The 18,023-nt window shown below is 47.9% G+C and carries 17 protein-coding genes; 14 read left to right on the forward strand and 3 right to left on the reverse strand.

Annotation, left to right across the window (positions count from 1 at the left end; translation table 11 throughout):
* Positions 1-65 precede the first annotated feature (65 nt).
* The 11 genes from KNQ18_RS12155 (at position 66) to KNQ18_RS12205 (ending at position 12,689) form a co-directional block, all read left to right on the forward strand.
* Positions 66-1,724 (forward strand): glycoside hydrolase family 13 protein, encoded by a 1,659-nt coding sequence (locus KNQ18_RS12155; protein ID WP_035399261.1) that lies wholly within the window; start codon positions 66-68, stop codon positions 1,722-1,724.
* Positions 1,725-1,831: 107 nt separating this feature from the next.
* Entirely contained in the window at positions 1,832-2,254 is a 423-nt protein-coding gene (locus tag KNQ18_RS12160) for a YwiB family protein (protein WP_231681721.1), read from the forward strand.
* Positions 2,244-2,663 carry a hypothetical protein gene (locus tag KNQ18_RS12165; RefSeq protein WP_050677289.1) on the forward strand — a complete coding sequence of 140 codons (420 nt, stop codon included), beginning with the start codon at positions 2,244-2,246 and terminating at the stop codon, positions 2,661-2,663. The genes KNQ18_RS12160 and KNQ18_RS12165 overlap by 11 nt, the downstream gene beginning before the upstream one ends.
* Before the next feature lie 57 nt (positions 2,664-2,720).
* Positions 2,721-3,158, forward strand: a complete 438-nt coding sequence (locus KNQ18_RS12170; RefSeq protein ID WP_050677288.1) for an NUDIX domain-containing protein — start codon at positions 2,721-2,723, stop codon at positions 3,156-3,158.
* Positions 3,159-3,262: 104 nt separating this feature from the next.
* A complete protein-coding gene (locus KNQ18_RS12175) occupies positions 3,263-4,597 on the forward strand; it encodes an alkaline phosphatase (protein ID WP_050677287.1) in 1,335 nt (444 codons plus the stop codon).
* 177 nt (positions 4,598-4,774) lie between these two features.
* The gene (locus KNQ18_RS12180; protein ID WP_215084963.1) at positions 4,775-6,910 is read left to right on the forward strand and encodes a (Fe-S)-binding protein; all 2,136 of its coding nucleotides are present in this window, start codon (positions 4,775-4,777) and stop codon (positions 6,908-6,910) included.
* 155 nt (positions 6,911-7,065) lie between these two features.
* A complete protein-coding gene (locus KNQ18_RS17430) occupies positions 7,066-7,434 on the forward strand; it encodes a MerR family transcriptional regulator (protein WP_035399153.1) in 369 nt (122 codons plus the stop codon).
* Between the two features lie 36 nt (positions 7,435-7,470).
* Entirely contained in the window at positions 7,471-8,787 is a 1,317-nt protein-coding gene (locus KNQ18_RS12190) for a hemolysin family protein (RefSeq protein WP_047391857.1), read from the forward strand.
* A gap of 179 nt (positions 8,788-8,966) precedes the next feature.
* Positions 8,967-10,643 (forward strand): LytS/YhcK type 5TM receptor domain-containing protein, encoded by a 1,677-nt coding sequence (locus tag KNQ18_RS12195; RefSeq protein ID WP_215084965.1) that lies wholly within the window; start codon positions 8,967-8,969, stop codon positions 10,641-10,643.
* Positions 10,644-10,732: 89 nt separating this feature from the next.
* On the forward strand, positions 10,733-11,764 hold the full coding sequence (locus tag KNQ18_RS12200) for an aldose epimerase family protein (protein WP_244290085.1): 1,032 nt from the start codon (positions 10,733-10,735) through the stop codon (positions 11,762-11,764).
* A 70-nt stretch (positions 11,765-11,834) separates the two neighbouring features.
* The gene (locus tag KNQ18_RS12205) at positions 11,835-12,689 is read left to right on the forward strand and encodes a DegV family protein (RefSeq protein WP_058265493.1); all 855 of its coding nucleotides are present in this window, start codon (positions 11,835-11,837) and stop codon (positions 12,687-12,689) included.
* Positions 12,690-12,742: 53 nt separating this feature from the next.
* On the opposite strand, the gene crcB (KNQ18_RS12210) is transcribed toward KNQ18_RS12205, so the two are convergent.
* Together crcB (KNQ18_RS12210) and crcB (KNQ18_RS12215) are read right to left on the reverse strand one after the other, a co-directional pair.
* Positions 12,743-13,093, reverse strand: coding sequence for a fluoride efflux transporter CrcB (crcB, locus tag KNQ18_RS12210; protein ID WP_149426687.1), 351 nt, complete (start codon positions 13,091-13,093; stop codon positions 12,743-12,745).
* Positions 13,094-13,492 (reverse strand): fluoride efflux transporter CrcB, encoded by a 399-nt coding sequence (gene crcB / locus KNQ18_RS12215; protein WP_215084967.1) that lies wholly within the window; start codon positions 13,490-13,492, stop codon positions 13,094-13,096.
* Positions 13,493-13,646: 154 nt separating this feature from the next.
* Between crcB (KNQ18_RS12215) and KNQ18_RS12220 the strand changes: the two genes are divergently transcribed.
* From KNQ18_RS12220 to KNQ18_RS12230, 3 genes are all read left to right on the forward strand, one after another.
* Entirely contained in the window at positions 13,647-15,116 is a 1,470-nt protein-coding gene (locus KNQ18_RS12220) for a methyl-accepting chemotaxis protein (protein WP_215084969.1), read from the forward strand.
* 112 nt (positions 15,117-15,228) lie between these two features.
* Complete coding sequence (locus KNQ18_RS12225; protein WP_215084971.1) at positions 15,229-16,164, forward strand: NADP-dependent oxidoreductase; 936 nt, start codon at positions 15,229-15,231, stop codon at positions 16,162-16,164.
* 168 nt (positions 16,165-16,332) lie between these two features.
* Entirely contained in the window at positions 16,333-16,914 is a 582-nt protein-coding gene (locus KNQ18_RS12230; protein WP_215084973.1) for a DUF4352 domain-containing protein, read from the forward strand.
* A 262-nt stretch (positions 16,915-17,176) separates the two neighbouring features.
* Here KNQ18_RS12230 and KNQ18_RS12235 read toward each other — a convergent pair whose 3' ends face one another.
* Positions 17,177-17,959, reverse strand: coding sequence for a nucleotidyltransferase domain-containing protein (locus KNQ18_RS12235; protein WP_215084975.1), 783 nt, complete (start codon positions 17,957-17,959; stop codon positions 17,177-17,179).
* Positions 17,960-18,023: the final 64 nt, after the last annotated feature.

Consider the following 18,023-nt stretch of genomic DNA (forward strand, 5'->3'; position numbering starts at 1 on the left):
ACCTACGAGAGGATTCACGACACATGACACAAATGATACCGCGCCCTGAAACGGCCCAACAAACAATTACACGAGCTTGGTGGAAAGAAGCAGTTGCTTACCAAATCTATCCACGCAGCTTTTACGATGCAAACAACGATGGAATCGGCGATATTCCGGGTATCATCGCAAAATTGGATTATTTGAAGGATCTTGGCGTCGACGTTCTTTGGATTTGCCCGATGTTCAAGTCACCGAACGACGATAACGGATATGACATTAGTGATTATGAAGACATCATGGATGAGTTCGGTACGATGACGGACTTCGATCTCTTGATGGAAGAAGCGCATAAGCGCGACATCAAGGTCTTGCTTGATCTCGTCGTTAACCACACATCGGATGAACACCCGTGGTTCCTTGAATCACGTTCGTCGAAAGACAATGAGAAACGCGATTGGTACATCTGGAAAGATGCGGTCAATGGTGGAGAACCGAACAACTGGGAAAGTATTTTCGGTGGATCAGCATGGGAATATGATGAAAAGACAGAGCAGTACTTCCTGCACGTCTTCTCTCGTCGTCAACCAGACTTGAACTGGCAAAACCGCGACATGCGTCAAGCGGTCTATACGATGATCAACTGGTGGCTCGATAAAGGTATCGACGGTTTCCGAATCGATGCGATCAGTCACATCAACAAGGATCAATCATTCGCTGATCTCCCGAATCCGCTCGGTATGCCGTATGTCCCTTCATTCGATATGCATATGAACGTCGAAGGCATCCATGCGTATCTCGAAGAGTTGAAGGATGAGACGTTCTCGAAATACGATATCATGACAGTCGGAGAAGCAAACGGCGTCACACCGGAAGAAGCGGATCTCTGGGTCGGAGAAGAGAACGGTAAGATGAACATGGTCTTCCAGTTCGAGCACATGGATCTCTGGCGTGCAGATGCGGAAAAAGGAGTCGATGTCGTCAAACTGAAACAAGTGCTGACGAAATGGCAAAAAGGACTTGAAGCTACAGGGTGGAATGCGTTATACCTCGAAAACCACGATAAGGTTCGTTCGGTCTCCCTTTGGGGTGACGAGGAACAGTACTGGAAAGAGAGCGCGAAGTCGCTTGCGATGATGTATTTCTTCATGCAAGGCACACCGTTCATCTATCAAGGACAAGAGATCGGGATGACGAACGTTCAATTCCCGGACATCTCGGATTATGATGATGTTGCGACAAAAAACATGTACGAGATGCAACTCGCTTCCGGGAAGACACATGAGGAAATCATGGAAGTCATCTGGAACTCGTCTCGTGATAACTCACGCACACCAATGCAATGGACAAATGAGCAAAACGGTGGCTTCTCAAATCAATCTCCATGGTTCGGTGTCAACCCGAACTACGCGGACATCAACGTCGCGTCGCAAGAACAAGATGAAGATTCGATCTTAAACTTCTACAAACGAATGATCCAAATCCGTAAGATGGAAGAGACGTTGATCTACGGCGCGTATGATCTCATCTTACCGGAAGATACGAAAGTCTACGCGTATACACGGACGTTTGGTGACGAACAATTCTTGATCGTTACGAACTTAAAAGGTGAAACAGCAGAAATCGATACGGACATCATCTTGCACTCGGACAATATGTTGCTTGGCAACTATCCGACGATGCACCATGAAGGAACAGAACTGGAACTTCGTCCATTCGAAGCTCGTCTGTACCGTGTGCGCTAATATGTTTTGAACGGATTCGAAGTACATCGAATCCGTTTTTTGTTGCGTGTAAGCAGAAGGTGCATCAGACGAAAAAATCGTGTACGCTAAACGATGAGGTGATAGAAGTGAAACCAGTAAAGTACCCGGTGTCATTACGACAAGTGACGACGATCGAAGATGGTCCGATGCGTGAATCGGTCGAACTTGAGGCGGACGGCACATTGTTCGAAACAAAAGACGGTTTTGCCGTGAAGTTCGTTCAGCCGGATGAACAACCGATCGATACGACGATCAAATGGTCAAAAGACCAGATCGCTTTGAATCGCAAAGGTCCTGTTGCGATGCATCACGTCTTCATTTTAGGAGAGACGACCAAAAGCCAATATGGCAGTCAATTCGGTCAGATGTTGATGGAAACGGACACGGAGACGATTGAGATGAAACGGCAGCAGATGCAGTTTCGCTATACATTAAAGATGAATGGACAAGCAGTCGGTACGTATACGATTGATTTAACTTGGGAACGGAGTGAGACGAATGGCATTTGAACAAACAGTACGTCAAATGGAGCAGATGTTGGAAGAGGAATGGTTTGAATGGCTCGAGAACGATGAGCCGCGTTACAACGAATGGCGCGATCAACTCGAAGGACTCGCAGAGCAGGTCATCACGGAATACAATCCGAAGGTCGATCCGGAGTCCATCGATACGTTACTTTTAATCAATGAAGAATTACCCGTCTTATACGGCGAAGATACCGTCATGCTGTATACAGCGCTCTTGAAAGCACGTCAGGAAGACGATCAAGTATACGAGCGTTACTTGACGATTCTTGGTGCGTTCGCGGACGAACAGCATCCAGCAATCCGTGAAGTCGAAAAGTTAGTCGCGAAAAAGGACTATAAAAATGCCTTCGCACGTGCAGTCCGTCTGCCACAGTCGCTCGGTCTAGAATAAACAATCACAGTGGACCATCTTGTTTTAGGCAAGGTGGTCTTTTTAGGAGGAAGCGTCATGTATCCACTCTATCGAATCATCGTCGCGATCATCCGTAAGGGCGATCAACTGCTCATCGTCCATAATCAATCGGGTCAGGAGAAACGCTGGAGCTTACCCGGTGGACAGATTGAGTCTGGAGAGACCCTCGAGCAAGCACTGCGTCGCGAGGTGGAAGAAGAAACCGGTTTGACGGTCACATCGTCGTCGTTTGCTTTCTTAACGGAGAACTTCATGCCGACCTATCAAGCGCACAGCCTCGTGACTTATTTTGATTGCGAAGTGAGTGGTTTACTTGATTCAAATGATCCCGATGAAGAAATCATTGAGACGAAGTGGATCAACCAAACAGATTTAGCGGAGTACATCACGAGTGAAGACGTCCGTCTTCCATTATCGGCATATTTAGAAGAACAGCACAAAGGCTATTACATGTTTGAAGAGATGAAGTGGTAACTCGGCTGTCATCGTTTCTTTACATTCCTTAAAGCGGTCTCCATCGTTCATTTACATTCGCTCGGTATGATGAAACCATCATCGTGAACAGGGAGGAAACACAAATGAACAAGAAATGGATGGCGACAGGTATTCTCGGTACAGTGCTTATGACGGGAGTTGCGGGCTATACATATGAATCGGCTCAGCCGGTCGAGGCAAAACAAAACACGAAACAAGCGAAGGTTAAAAATGTCATCTTCATGATCCCGGACGGATATTCGGCTGCCTATGCAACGAATTATCGCTGGTATCAAGGAGGCGAGGAGACGGAACTCGACGGTCACTTAAAAGGAATGATGCGGACGTATTCGGCAAACACGAAAGTGACCGATTCAGCTGCTGCCGGAACGGCGATGGCAACAGGAACAAAAACAAACAACGGAACAATCGGTATGGATCCAAGTGGAAAAGAAGTGGCGTCTATTCTTGATCGGGCGGATCAAGCGGGCAAAGCAACAGGACTTGTCTCGACATCAGCTATCACCCATGCGACACCAGCTGTTTTTGCATCACACGTCGCAACGCGCGCGAACGAAGCGGACATCGCGAAGCAATACATGGATGAAATGAAAGTCGACGTCTTACTTGGTGGCGGTCAGAAGTTCTTTTTTGATCAGAAAAATGGTGGCGTTCAAGAGGCTGGTAATCTAGTGAAGAAAGCAGAACGAGCAGGATACCAGTATGCGGATTCACTCGAAAGTCTGAATGAGACGGACGGTCGTAAAGTTCTTGGATTGTTTGCAGAAGAAGGAATGGCACCAGAACTGGACCGGGAAAACACGAATCAACCGAGTCTTGCGACGATGACATCGAAAGCCCTGCAAACATTGAAGAAAGACCGCGATGGCTTCTTCTTGATGGTAGAAGGAAGTCAGATTGACTGGGCGGGTCACGCGCATGATGCTGCTTGGGCGATGAAGGATGCAGAAGCGTTCCACCAGGCTGTCGAAAAAGTGCTTCGTTTTGCTGCAAAAGATAAACATACTTTAGTCGTCGTTGCCGGTGACCATGATACAGGTGGTATGTCAGTCGGTGGATACGATGAGTACGTAGCGAAACCGGAAGTCTTGAAAAACGTCAAGGCGACGGGAGATGAGATGGTTCGTCAGTTCAACGACGACTTATCGAACATCGCAACTGTCGTCAAACGAGAAACGACGTTTGATTTGACGGCTGAAGAAATTCAGACGTTGCAAAAAGTGGATGCGAAGAAACGCGTCATGACATTGAATGAGATGATCAGTAAACGAGCGTATGTCGGCTGGACGACTGCCGTGCATACAGGTGTTGACGTTCCGCTCTACGCGTACGGTCCACAAAGCGAACAGTTCAGTGGATTGCATGAAAATACGGACATCCCTGGTCTGATGGCCAATGCGATGAAATTAAAAAAATGACTTATCGGATGTGATTAAATCAAGCGGTGGATGATCCACTGCTTGATTTTTTTTGAGTACTTATCTGCTTATGTGACACAGTAAAAACTAAATGAAAAAAATGAATGAATAGCCATTCATTATATGCTATACTCATTTCAACACAACTGCTTTAGGGGGAAAGGGGTTTGTTCGAACATGAATACGTTTTTACTCATTAACTGGATTGCCTTCCTACTCGTCATCGGCTATGCGGGCTATCTGTTCACGTCACTCGTCAAAAGTCGTTATGCCGCCATTAAACGGGGGAAAAAGGCGGAATGGACACTGACGAACAAAGAACGACTGGACGCGGTCTTAGTCAACGTTTTCGGTCAAAAGAAATTATTAAAGGATAAGAAAAGTGGCGCTATCCACGTCATGATGTTCTACGGCTTCTTACTTGTTCAATTCGGAGCGATCGATTTTATCTGGAAAGGACTCGCCGTCGGTCAGCGTTTCCCGCACGTCCCACTCGGTCCGCTTTATCCGATTTTTACATTCTTCCAAGAAATCGTCATGCTCGTCATCTTGATTGCCGTCGTTTGGGGATTTTATCGCCGGTACGTCGAGAAACTCGTTCGTTTGAAACGAAACTTCATGGCGGGTCTTGCGTTGATTTTCATCGGTGGTTTGATGGTCGCCGTCCTATTCGGAAATGGATTCTTCCTTGTTTATGAGAATCATTCGACGCTCGGTGAACCAGTTGCTTCAAGCATCGCGTTCTTATTCAGTTGGGTGCCGGAATCAGTTGCGTTCGGATTATTCGTTTTCTTCTGGTGGGCGCACTTACTGTTCTTACTTAGCTTCATGGTTTACATCCCGCAAGGTAAACATGCGCACTTGATTGCCGGCACAGCCAATGTTTGGCTCGGTAGAACATCGAAAGTCGGACGTTTGGCACCGATTGATCTATCAGTCATGGAAGAGGCAGAAGACGACGAAGCGGAATTTAGCTTCGGGGTCAACCGAATCGAAGATTTGAATCAGAAACAGCTCGTTGATCTGTATGCTTGCGTCGAGTGTGGACGCTGTACGAATATGTGCCCAGCGAGCGGAACGGGGAAGATGCTGTCGCCGATGGATTTGATCGTTAAATTACGGGACCATCTCAACATGAAAACGGCAGCAATCACTCAACGTTCGCCATGGGCACCTGCCTTTGCGTTCGAAGGATCGCAAGGCAACCAAATCGCTTCACTGGCAGCAGCCGGACAGATGGATATCGTTCCGGATTCATTGATTGGGAATGTCATTACGGAAGAAGAAATCTGGGCGTGTACGACTTGTCGGAACTGTGAAGATCAGTGTCCGGTCATGAACGAACATGTCGATAAGATCATCGATCTTCGTCGTCACCTTGTCATGATGGAAGGCAAGATGGATCCGGAGATGCAACGGACGATGGCGAACATCGAACGGCAAGGTAATCCGTGGGGGATGAACCGGAAAGAACGCGAAAACTGGCGGAAAAACCGGGATGAACTCGTCGTTCCGACAGCGAAGGAGAAGAAAAAAGCGGGCGAAGACTTCGAGTACCTGTTCTGGGTTGGTGCGATGGGATCGTACGATAACCGAAGTCAAAAAATCGCGATGGCGTTTGCGCGTATTCTAAACGAGGCAGACATCTCGTTTGCAATTCTCGGAAACGATGAGAAAAACTCAGGGGATACACCGCGCCGGATCGGGAACGAAGTCTTGTTCCAGGAACTCGCGGAAGCAAACATTAAATCATTTGAGAAATACGGCGTTAAAAAGATCGTCACGATTGATCCGCATGCCTACAATACATTTAAAAACGAGTATCCAGACTTCGGACTTAGTCCGGACGTGGAAGTGTATCACCATACTGAATTGCTCGCACGACTGATTGACGAGAAACGCATCAGACCGCTCCACGAAGTCAAGGAGCGTGTCGTCTATCACGATTCGTGTTATCTCGGTCGTTACAATGATATTTACGACGCACCACGTTATATTCTCGAGAAAATTCCAGGAATCACGCTCGTCGAGACGGAACGTAACCGAGAAAAAGGGATGTGTTGCGGTGCTGGCGGCGGGATGATGTGGCAAGAAGAAAAAGTCGGCGCACGAGTCAACGTCGCACGGACAGAACAATTGTTGACGGTCCAACCGTCTGTCATTGGGTCAGCATGTCCGTACTGTCTGACGATGCTCAGTGACGGCACGAAGGCGAAGGAAGTCGATGAGGCGGTTGCAACGTACGATGTCGTTGAATTACTGGAACGGTCGATCGTCGGTGTACCAGTCGAGGAACCTGTCGCAACCGTATGAAAAAGTGGGATGAAACGATTATTCTCGTGCGAACGGGAGTAGTCGTTTTTTTCTCTAAAAAAGCGCGACGTTTTACTGTATGGTTTTGACATGATAAGATAAAAGAACTAGCTATGGAAAGGAGGTGAGAATCTTTTGGGAAGGCGTTACTTCGAATCGGTCAGGTCGCGGAGACCACCGGCTTATCAAAACGAACGATCGATTATTACACATCACTCGGTCTGTTAACACCAGAGCGTACCGCGTCTGGCTACCGTCTGTATGACGAATCGGTCATTCATCAAATCGAAAAGATTGAATATTTGAAGTCTCAACGGCTTTCCCTGCAAGAGATTCTTGCTTCTTTTACGGAACGGGAACAAAAAACAGGGGAGACGATTTATCAGGAAGTGAAACAACTTCAGGCGACGGTTGAAGGACTCGAGCAGCGTTTGTTACATTCGACGGACGTCGAAAAACAAGCGATCCGCTTAGAACTGTCCCGGCGTCTGACATTGATTGCTTCCTTGATTGCACAGCTTTAATACAAAACAATGGAGGTGACCCCTGTTTAGGGGATTTTGGATACTATATTATTCATCAATTTATTTTTAGTGGTCTTGTTGATTGCGTTGACGGCGTTTTTCGTCGGATCGGAATTTGCTGTCGTTAAGGTTCGGATGTCGCGTTTGGATCAAATGATTCAAGAAGGGAACAAAAGTGCCGTCCTTGCGAAAAAAATCGCGGGCGATCTCGACTACTACTTGTCTGCCTGTCAGCTTGGTATCACGGTCACGGCACTTGGTCTTGGGGCACTTGGTGAACCAACCGTTGAAAAGATCTTGCATCCTGTTTTCGACGACTTCGGAATCTCTGCTGCTGTTTCGACACTCTTGTCGTTTGGTATCGCATTCGTATCCGTAACGTTCTTACACGTCGTCATCGGTGAACTCGCTCCAAAGACGCTTGCGATTCAGTATGCAGAACGCATGACATTGTTGTTCGCCCGTCCACTTTATGTGTTCGGTAAAATCATGTACCCATTCATTTGGTTACTCAACGGTTCAGCGCGCTTATTCCTCGGTCTGTTCGGTGTCAAACCAGCAGGGCACGAACAAGCCCACTCGGAAGATGAATTGAAAATCATCATGGCGCAAAGTTTCCAAAGTGGTGAGATCAACCAAACGGAACTTGCCCTCATGCAAAATGTTTTTGCGTTTGATGAACACATCGTCAAAGACTTGATGGTACCGCGAATGCGGATGGAGACGATCTCGGAACGTTTGACGAAAGATGAACTGATGGAAATCTTCATGGATAATCCGTACACGCGTTACCCGGTTACAGAAGAAAATGATAAAGACCGGATTCTCGGATACGTCAACGTCAAGGAAGTCTTGACGGATTATGCGAACGGAAATGAGCATCCGGTGACACATTATCTGAAGGATTTACCGGTTGTTTCGGAAGTAACGTCGCTTCAAGAGACACTTCGCAAGATGAAACGGACCCGGACCCATCTCGTTCTCGTCGTCGACGAATACGGTGGAACGGCAGGTCTCGTCTCGATGGAAGACTTACTCGAAGAAATCGTCGGTGAAATCCGTGATGAATTCGACGCAGATGAAGTCGAAGAAATCGAACAGGTCAAATCGGACGAGTTCCTACTCGACGGTACAGTCTTGCTCGCTGACTTGGAAGAACGATTCAATATTCGTTTTACGAATGTCGAAGATGTTGATACGATCGGTGGCTGGATTCAGATGCATAACATTGATCTTCAGCCAGGTGAGCATATCGACACACCAGACTTCTCCGTCGAAGTGATGGAGATGGAAAACTATCAAATCAACCGCGTCAAGATTTGGTTGCATCCAGCTGAACAAGCAGAAGCATAAGATGGTCGGTTCCTCATGGAGGAACCGGCTTTTTTTTCATCGCATCAGTCAAAAAATCAAGAATGGACGGATTGTGCGAACTTTCGGTAGTCGTGATAGGAAAATGCAGAGAGGAGCGGGAATGTAATCTAATACGACTTTATTGTTGATTCGCGTCCTATGAAACGAGGAGGTATTCCGTGCTCGAGCAGATCCCATTCTTACTGAGTCGTTTAGGTATGTTAGCACTGTTAGCCTTTTTATTGTCCCAGTGGCGCATTTCCCGATACATATTCAAGATGGACCGCGGAATGAATCTTCCACTGCTCTTTGCATTCGTATCATCCGGTATTTTGATGAACTACGCAGGAATTGAACTTTCGCAAGATACGACGATTGATCCGTTACTTGGATTAGCTGTCGAAAAGGATGCCTTGTTGCTCGATACCCGACTCGCTGTCATCGTGACGAGCGGATTGATTGGTGGACCAGTGATCGGCGGCATTACGGGATGTTTGGTTGGTTTACACCGCTACGTACTCGGTTCGTTAGGGGCAGAAGCCGGTTGGATCATCGCCATGCTCGCTGGACTTGCGAGCGGCTGGTATCGAAAACGCTGGCGCTTGCATGATGGTTATGCGCTCGTTCCACCAATCGGTATCGTATTGACGGCATTATTGTTCGAAAGTGGGATTACATTATTACTTGCCCCTGATACAGCGGAGGCACTGGATTTGATGAGTCGTGCCGCTTTTCCGTTACTGTTCGCAAATATATGTGGGGTCGTACTGTTCATCATGATCTTACGGACACAACTTCGACTCGAAGGAGCACTCTTCGTCCGCCAAACCGAGCGTTCCGATCGTCTACTGCAAGCATTACAACCCTTACGAAAGCAAGGATTGACTTCGGAAGTCGCGCGGCAAATCGGAGCGACGTTATTGAAGGAGACGAAGATGCAACGGATCGTCGTGCTCGGTGCGACAGAGGTCGTCATCGATATGACGGACCAGCAACCAGCAGTCTGTGGCGAGCAACCGAGACGTGAGGAACAACGATGGATCGAAGCAGAAGAACCCGTCCGACAGGAAGACGAGCAGACGGGACAAATTCTAAGTTTTCATCCGATGCGCATTAACGGTCAAAAAGCAGGTGTCATCTGTTACTTTTCGAAAGACCTATTTGACGACACCGTCGAGCGAATGACGGAACAACTCGTCCGTTTATTAGCACGAGAGCTGCATATGCACCGAGAAGATCAGTTGCTCCGGTTAAACGGAAGAAAGATGAAACCGATGTTACACGTCAGCTATCTGAAAGGGATCATCGAAGAAATCCAGCGGACAGCTGATCCGGGAACTCCTGTGAAACATCAACTGAATGCGTTGCTTCAACTGTTGACGACAGCGACGCGGCATGATGAACATCCACTACGCGAGGAACTGGCGACCTTGAAGGCCTATTTATCACTAGAAGGAACACGACGTCGCCCGAATCAACTGACCTCCGCTGATATCACGGTTGATCTTGATATCGAGACCGCTGTTGAAGAATACTTCGTGTTTCCATTCCTTGTGACACAGCTCGTCGATAATGCACTACGTCATGCATTCGTAAAGGCAGGACGACATCATCGGATTGATGTCCGTGCCTTCAAGACGACGACAGACTGGGTCATCGAAGTCACGGATAATGGACAGGGGATGCCGCTTGCCGTGATGCAACAACTGAATCAACAGGAAACGGGGGATTCGAATCTGTTCCTGATTCGACGCGCATTAGACGTGACATACGGTCCGACTGCAACATTACACGTCCACTCGATCATCCATCAAGGGACTCGGATCGAAGTGCGATTACCACTTCCGTCTCTGTAACAACAATGGTCTTTTGCCATTGTTGTTTTTTTGTCTCGTTCCGAGGGTAAATACGAAAACAGGAAAATGTATCGTACAGGAGGAAACAGATGATGATTACGACAACAGAAGTAGGGCAACTAGGTGATCAGTCCTTGTTACGATTCACGTTAGAGAATATGCATGGACATAGTATCGATATCTTGAACCGAGGCGCAAAAATTCTTGCCATCCGAGTTCCGGATCAATATGGAATGATCGAAAATGTCGTACTCGCGTTTGACGATCTATCAGAATACCAAGATGATCCGCATCACTTAGGCGCAACGATCGGGCGGGTCGGAGGGCGAATCGCAAACGGCGCGTTTGCGCTAGAAGGAATGACGTATGTACTCGAACAAAATGAGGGCGAGCATCACCTCCATGGAGGAAGCGAAAACTGGGCGAACCGGATGTTCACGCACGAAATCAACGATGACAGACTCGTCCTGCGCTTAGATAGTCCAAGCGGTGAGAACGGGTATCCCGGTCACTTGTCGTTCACACTGACCTTCGAATGGACTGACGAGAACGTCCTGCATATCCATTATGAAGCGGAGACGACAGCTTCGACACCATTCAGTCCGACGAATCATACGTACTTTAATTTGACGGGTGAGGCAAAAACGACGATCGAACAGCATCTGTTACGAATGGATGCACCTTTTTATGTTCCGTTGACAAAAGATGCGGTACCGACCGGTGATATTCTCCCTGTGGCAGGAACTGTCTTTGATTTTTCGGAAGCGCGTTCGCTACACGAAGTGACACACGCACCAGACGAACAACTCCGGCAAGCAGGTAGTGGGGTTGATCATCCCTTCCTGCTCAGAGATGGTGGGGAAATCGTTCTCGACGAACCAATCAGTGGTCGACGATTACGGGTCGTGACCGATCAACCGGGAGTCGTCGTCTATACCGCCAATCACTTGTCAGGCGAGTTTACGATTTGTGGAAGACGAGCAACCCCATACCTCGGAATCTGTTTTGAGACACAGGGATTACCAGATGCGATCAACCAACCGAATTTTCCTTCCGTCGTCTTGCATGCCGACGAGCACTATCATAAGCGTACATCGTTTCATTTTCAGATGATGTCATGACGTTTCTTGCGATTTCCACTTCTGTATATGGTAGGATAAAGCGAGAAGAATCTAACGGAGGCTAAGGAAAATGACTAAAATAGCATGGGTGACCGATAGTATGGCCTATTTCACGAAGGAAGAGGCAGAAGCGATCGGCGTCAATGTCGTACCGATTCAAATCTTACTCGGTGATACGGCGTATCAAGAGAATGCGATCACGGTCGAGCGACTATTCCGTGCGCTTGATGCGGATAAGAAACTGATTGCCAAAACATCACAACCAATCTTTGGGGAGTTCGTTGGAACATATGAACGTCTGAAAGAAGAAGGTTATGACTGTGCCATTGCAGTGCACTGTACGAATGGGCTCTCAAGTACCGTCCAAAGTTCAGCATCAGCAGCGGAAGCAGCCAGTTTCCCGGTTCATATCATCGACTCGCATACAGCGTTTGAGAACCAACAAGAGTTCATTCGTTACGGGATGGAGCTCGCGGCACAGGGGAAATCCGTCGAGGAAATCGTCGCAGCCTTACAAGCGTTGACGAAAAAGACCCATTTCTATATGATCGTCGGTAATATGGAAACGATGCGCCGGGGTGGACGTGTCTCATCCGGTGACTTGTTCCTTGCGAACCTACTCAGCATCAAACCAATCATCACGACGGATGAAGCAGGAAAAATCGTACCATTCAAAAAAGCACGTTCTTTAAAGAAAGCTTACATCGAAATGGTTAAACAAATCGATGAATCGATGCGTCAGCACACGTTCTATAAGAACCGGATTTATGTCGCGACGACGATGGCACCGGAAATGGCAGCGGAACTGCGGCAGCAAGTCGCAGCGAAGTTCCCGGATTTGACGATTCTCGAGGGCACGTTCGGACCAGCAATCGGGACGCATGCCGGAGCAGAGACGGTTGGTCTATTCTGGATGAATGATTAAACTGAAACGGATACGACAAGAGGCGACGGATTTTCCGTCGCCTCTTGTTTCGTTCAAGCTGTAAGTGTGATTCCAAGGAAAGCTGCAAGAATTCCGAAACCGTAGCTTGAGATGAGATAGAGGGTAAGTACTTTACGATTTCCGTCCTGAAATAACTGCAACGTCTCGATTTTGAACGTCGAGAACGTTGTAAATGATCCGAGGAAGCCGGTACCTAACAGTAACGTCCATGTCGTATCGAGATGCGCACCGATGACGAGTCCAAGTAAAAATGAACCGAGTACGTTAATCAGGAACGTCGCCAGTGGAAATTCACGTTTCCAAACCGTCTTCATCCATTGACTGACGGCAAACCGACTGATGGCGCCGCAAAAAGCACCGATGGCAAGAGCAAGTAGCGTCATTCACTCACGTCCTTTCGTCACGTGACGAAGTCGTCGTGTTCCGAGCGCGTAACCAAGATAAGATAGGAACAAACCGCCGAATAGACTGACGAGTACGTAGAGGAACGCGTCCGCTAAATGATGTTCGTTGAGTAAGGTCACGGTCTCGACGCTAAATGTCGAAAACGTCGTAAATGAGCCGATGAAACCCGTGCCGATGGCTGTGATCGCATATTGATGTAAGAGTTTCGTTCGAAATAAAAAATGTGTCGCATAGCCAAGGAGAAAGCTCCCGATCAAGTTGATGACAAGCGTCGGCCACGGGAACGGACCAGTCGTCAAGTCGCCAATTAGCAGTCCGAGTTCATACCGTGCCGAGGCACCGAGAACACCTGCGAGACCTACGAGTACATACAGCATAGAAATCCTCTTTTCTGAAAAAGTCTACGTTAACCGTACTCCCGCTTTCAAGAAAGCGTCAAGAAAAAAAAGTCACTGGAGAGACTTAACGAATGAATTCTTTCTGCCGATGAACAACTGTATGACTTTAATAAGGTGAAGGAGTTTGAACAAGATGGTATCTGCCCTCGAGCAACAAAGTACAAAGATTTTGTCCCGCCTGATTGCAACGTTAATTACGATTGCGCATCCATTGATTTTCTTATTTGCGCAAATGAATTACGTCCCAATCAGTGTGTTTTATCAGTTTTTAGTCGGTGGTTTGATCTTGACGGTCGCGTTGCTTGTGGGCAACCGCCTACTGGGACATCGTCCGAGCGGGAAGTACGTCCAAGTGACGTTAACGTATTTCGTCCTCGCTCTCGTTTTGATGACCTTGCCGTCGCCGAGCATTTGGACGATCGCCTATCTCTACTTGACGATTTCAATCGTCTATTTGATTCCGCGTTTGGTCATTCTCGCCGGAATCCTTGGACTCGTTGAGATGGCTGTATTCACAATGCTTGGAACGATTGTCTTTACGAATGCATTCGATTTGATCGTCGCCTATGTCATCTATTTGATGATTTTCTCAGCGGCGGTTTTCGTCGCTGTCTTTGGACGAAACGTCATGCTAGCCGTCCGCCAAGAACAAGAACGGTCGGAAGCCTACGCGGCAACGTCGCAAATTGCCCTCGAGCAAACGGCAGCAACCGCAACGGAAGTAACGACATTCACGGAAGAGATGAGTGAAACGGTCGACGCAGCGAAGGATTCCTTCAGTCAGGTTGATCTGGCGATGCAACAGCTGGCAGATGATGCAGCAGGTAGCGTCCAAGCGATTCGTGAAATCCGTCAATTGAATGAACAGCAAGTTAACCGGATGGAGGAAGTGACCGTTTCAGTCGACCACGCACTCGAGCGCAGTTCATCCTCGCGAACGACAGCCGAAAAGAGCAGACAGACGATTGGTCTTGCCGGACAATCCCTGCAACAATTGACGACGAGCATGGATGAGTCGGTCACGTCGTTCGGACAACTTGCTGGACGGTTCCAGGAAATCGTCGCCATCACGTCGAGCATCAATGCGATTGCGGCGCAAACGAACTTGCTCAGTCTTAACGCATCGATCGAAGCAGCTCGTGCGGGTGAGTTCGGAAAAGGTTTTACGGTCGTTGCGCAAGAAATTCGTAATCTATCAGCACAGACGGCAGAAGCGTCGAAAGAAATCAATGCGATCATCGAACGTGTTGATCAGGACGTCACGCAAACCGGCAACTCGATTCATGCCAGTACGACATTGCTACGTGAGCAGGAAGAGCGGATGGCAGAGAGTCAGTTAGCACTACAGACGATCGAGATGGATGCGACGGAAGTCGTCGGTTCGATCCAGTCGGCGCAGACTCAGTTCGCGACGATGACGAGCAGTCTTACTGCTATCACGACAGCAACCGGTCAACTCGACACGTTCATGAATGCCTTGCTCGCACAAAGTGAGTCGTTATCTGGTCTGACACGTCATCAAGTCGGTCAGGTCATGGAACTGCAACAGGCGATTCATGGCTTGAACGAGACGGCATCCACCCTTCAGCAAATGAATCGTTAACGAAACAGCTCCTCATCAATCGATGGGGAGCTGTTGTGTATCTTCAGACTGTTTGTCGGTGGAACGGACGGGGAAGAAGATAGGGAACGAATATTGAAGGAGGAGTCAACGGATGAAGGCAGCTTACATTGAACAGTATGGTGGATCGGAACAATTCAAGGTCGGAGAACTGGAAAAGCCGGTCATCGGACCAGATGATGTCTTAATCGAAGTCTATGCCGCGAGTGTGAATCCGGTCGATTGGAAACTACGCGAAGGCTACTTGCGTCAGATGTTGAGCTACGAAATGCCGCTCGTCATCGGTTGGGACGTTGCTGGTGTGATTCAGGAAGTCGGAGCGAATGTCTCGGATCTTCAAGTCGGAGACGCCGTCTTCAGCCGTCCGGAAATCGCTCGTCAAGGAACGTATGCAGAGTATGTCGCAGTCGATGCGCATCTCGTCGTCAAAAAACCAGAATCACTCAGTTTTGCTGAAGCAGCGTCTCTGCCACTCGTCTCACATACAGCATGGCAAGTCATGTTCGAAGTGATGGATGCGAAGCCGGGTGACCGGATCTTTATTGGTGCCGGATCAGGAGGCGTCGGAACGGTTGCGATTCAACTTGCGAAAGCGAACGGTTTGTACGTTATCACGTCAACAAGTACGAAAAACGTCGACTGGGTAAAAGCACTTGGAGCCGACGAAGTCATTGACTACAAACAGGAAAATCCGACCGATCGTGTTCGCGACGTCGATTTTGTATTTGATACGATGGGTGGCGACAAGCAAGGAGAACTGTATCAGATGCTGAAACCAAATGGCATGCTCGTCTCGATTTCTACGCCACCGGATGAAGAGCAAGCGAAAGAGCATAATGCGCGATCTGCATATGTCTTCATGCAACCGACGGGTGAGCGTTTACAGCATATCGCTAAAGCCGTCGAACGTGGCGAGCTACAACCTGTCGTTGATCGGATTTTTGATCTGGATCAAATCAAGGAAGCACATGATTATGGCGAAGAAGGGCACGCAAAAGGCAAAATCGTCATCCGAGTCAAAGGAGAATAAGAAGAGGAGGGCGCTGAAATCAGCGTTCTCCTTTATTTTTTGTCACTCTTTTTATCGAACCATAAACAAAAAATAACCTGGTTAAAAAAGTGTAAAGGATAAGGGGTTGCTTCTTCCTATACTAGGGCTATCAGACGTGAGTCAGCCACATTAAAAGGAGGAAGTAACATGAAAAAAGGATTGAAGTGGGCAGGAATCATCGTGATCGGAGCAGTCATTCTCGGGAATCTAGGAGATGACGAAGAACAAGCAGCACCGGAGAAAAAGGTGACAGTCGAACAAGAAACAGTCAAATCAGAAGCAAAACCAGTGAAGGCAAAAGCAGCTGCGAAGCCGGTCAAGAAGACATACGGGGTGAATGATCAGGTAAAGGTCGGCAAACTGACGTACGTCGTCAACGACGTCAAGATGGTTGATACGTTGTCGAACGTCCTCGGTGAAAAGAAAACATCAGGACAATTCTTAGTCATCGGTTTGACGATTCTAAACGGAGATAAGGAAGAGCGATTCGTCGACAGCAACATGTTTAAAGTCAATGTCGGCGATACGGAATACTCAGCCGATACGGAGCTCGATCTCTATGCGAATGAAGACGGAATGGGCTTCTTCTTGGAGACGATCAACCCGAATATCGAGAAAACTGGCAACATCGTCTTCGAATTACCGAAACAGGTGAAAAATCCGATGCTTGAAGTCTCGTCTGGCTTTGGCTGGGCAGGTGGACAATCAAAAGAGATTCAATTGACATAGTAATGAGTGACCATAGAAGAGACTCAATAAAAGAATGACGCGTCTTTTCACGCCCTTTCCTCAGGCGAGACACAAGCCAGTTTTCCTGCTTCATTTAAGCAGGAAAGCGGGTCTTGTTTGTCTCTGACAGCGCATAAATGCGCTTTTCCTGTAGGAGTGGCGTGAAACGCATCATTCTTTTTGTTACGAGATAAGGGTGGCAGATCATCATTCTGCCACCCTTATCTTTGTGGAAACTGATTTTTGAGTCAGCCCCTTCTTGTTACCGTCCTGATTGTTGGATCGAGAGTTCAGGCGTTAATCGATCGAGTAAAGCGAGCGTCTCCGGATGAGCGGCAAGCGTCTGGTCGAGTGCGTTCCGTTCAGTCTCTAGACATGCTAGATAACGTTGAGCCGCTTCAGCGTGCGTTGCGGGTGTCAGGACGTCGTAGATTGCTTCAAGAGCAAGGCGTGGATGGTCTGGTAATGTCGTCGGAATCGTCTTTAATCCGAGTTGCGCTCGTTCAGGAGCATGATGATGGAGTAAGACTTTCGCGAACTTGATCAACGCGCTACGGAGCATCTCGACTGCCCATAAGTCATTTCCGCGAGCTGCTGCTTTTTTGTATTGAAACAAGAACCAGACAGCATCGATTGCTTCGTCAGTCGCTTCTTGAGCAGAAAGCGTTAAGTCACATGTATCGGTAAAGTCCGTCAACTGTTCTTGTGGATCATATAAGACACGCAATTGATCCTTATGGTTCAGCGAATCAAGCGTCACCGTGAATAAATCAATATGTAGCAGATCATCATAGACGACGATCATTTGAGGGGCGATGATATCGATCTCATCTTTCCAGATGATTGAACGATAAGCAGAAAGGTGGGACAAACGACGCGATAAGAATTTTGTTTGACGTTCTTCCGAGACGAGGCAGTACAGATCGATGTCTGAATGAACATCTTCTTCTCCCCGTCCAAAAGATCCTTTCAAGAAGATGGCTTCGACTGCAGGATCTTGTTTGAGTCGAGCAACCAGTTGCTCGATCGCATGAAGTTGATGCATGAGGACTCATTCCTTTCCAAAAACAGAAGTCTATTACGTCAGTATACGGGATAATAGACAGGTT

Origin of the sequence: Exiguobacterium sp. s78, from assembly GCF_018618985.1 — a bacterium.
GTDB lineage: Bacteria > Bacillota > Bacilli > Exiguobacteriales > Exiguobacteriaceae > Exiguobacterium_A > Exiguobacterium_A abrahamii.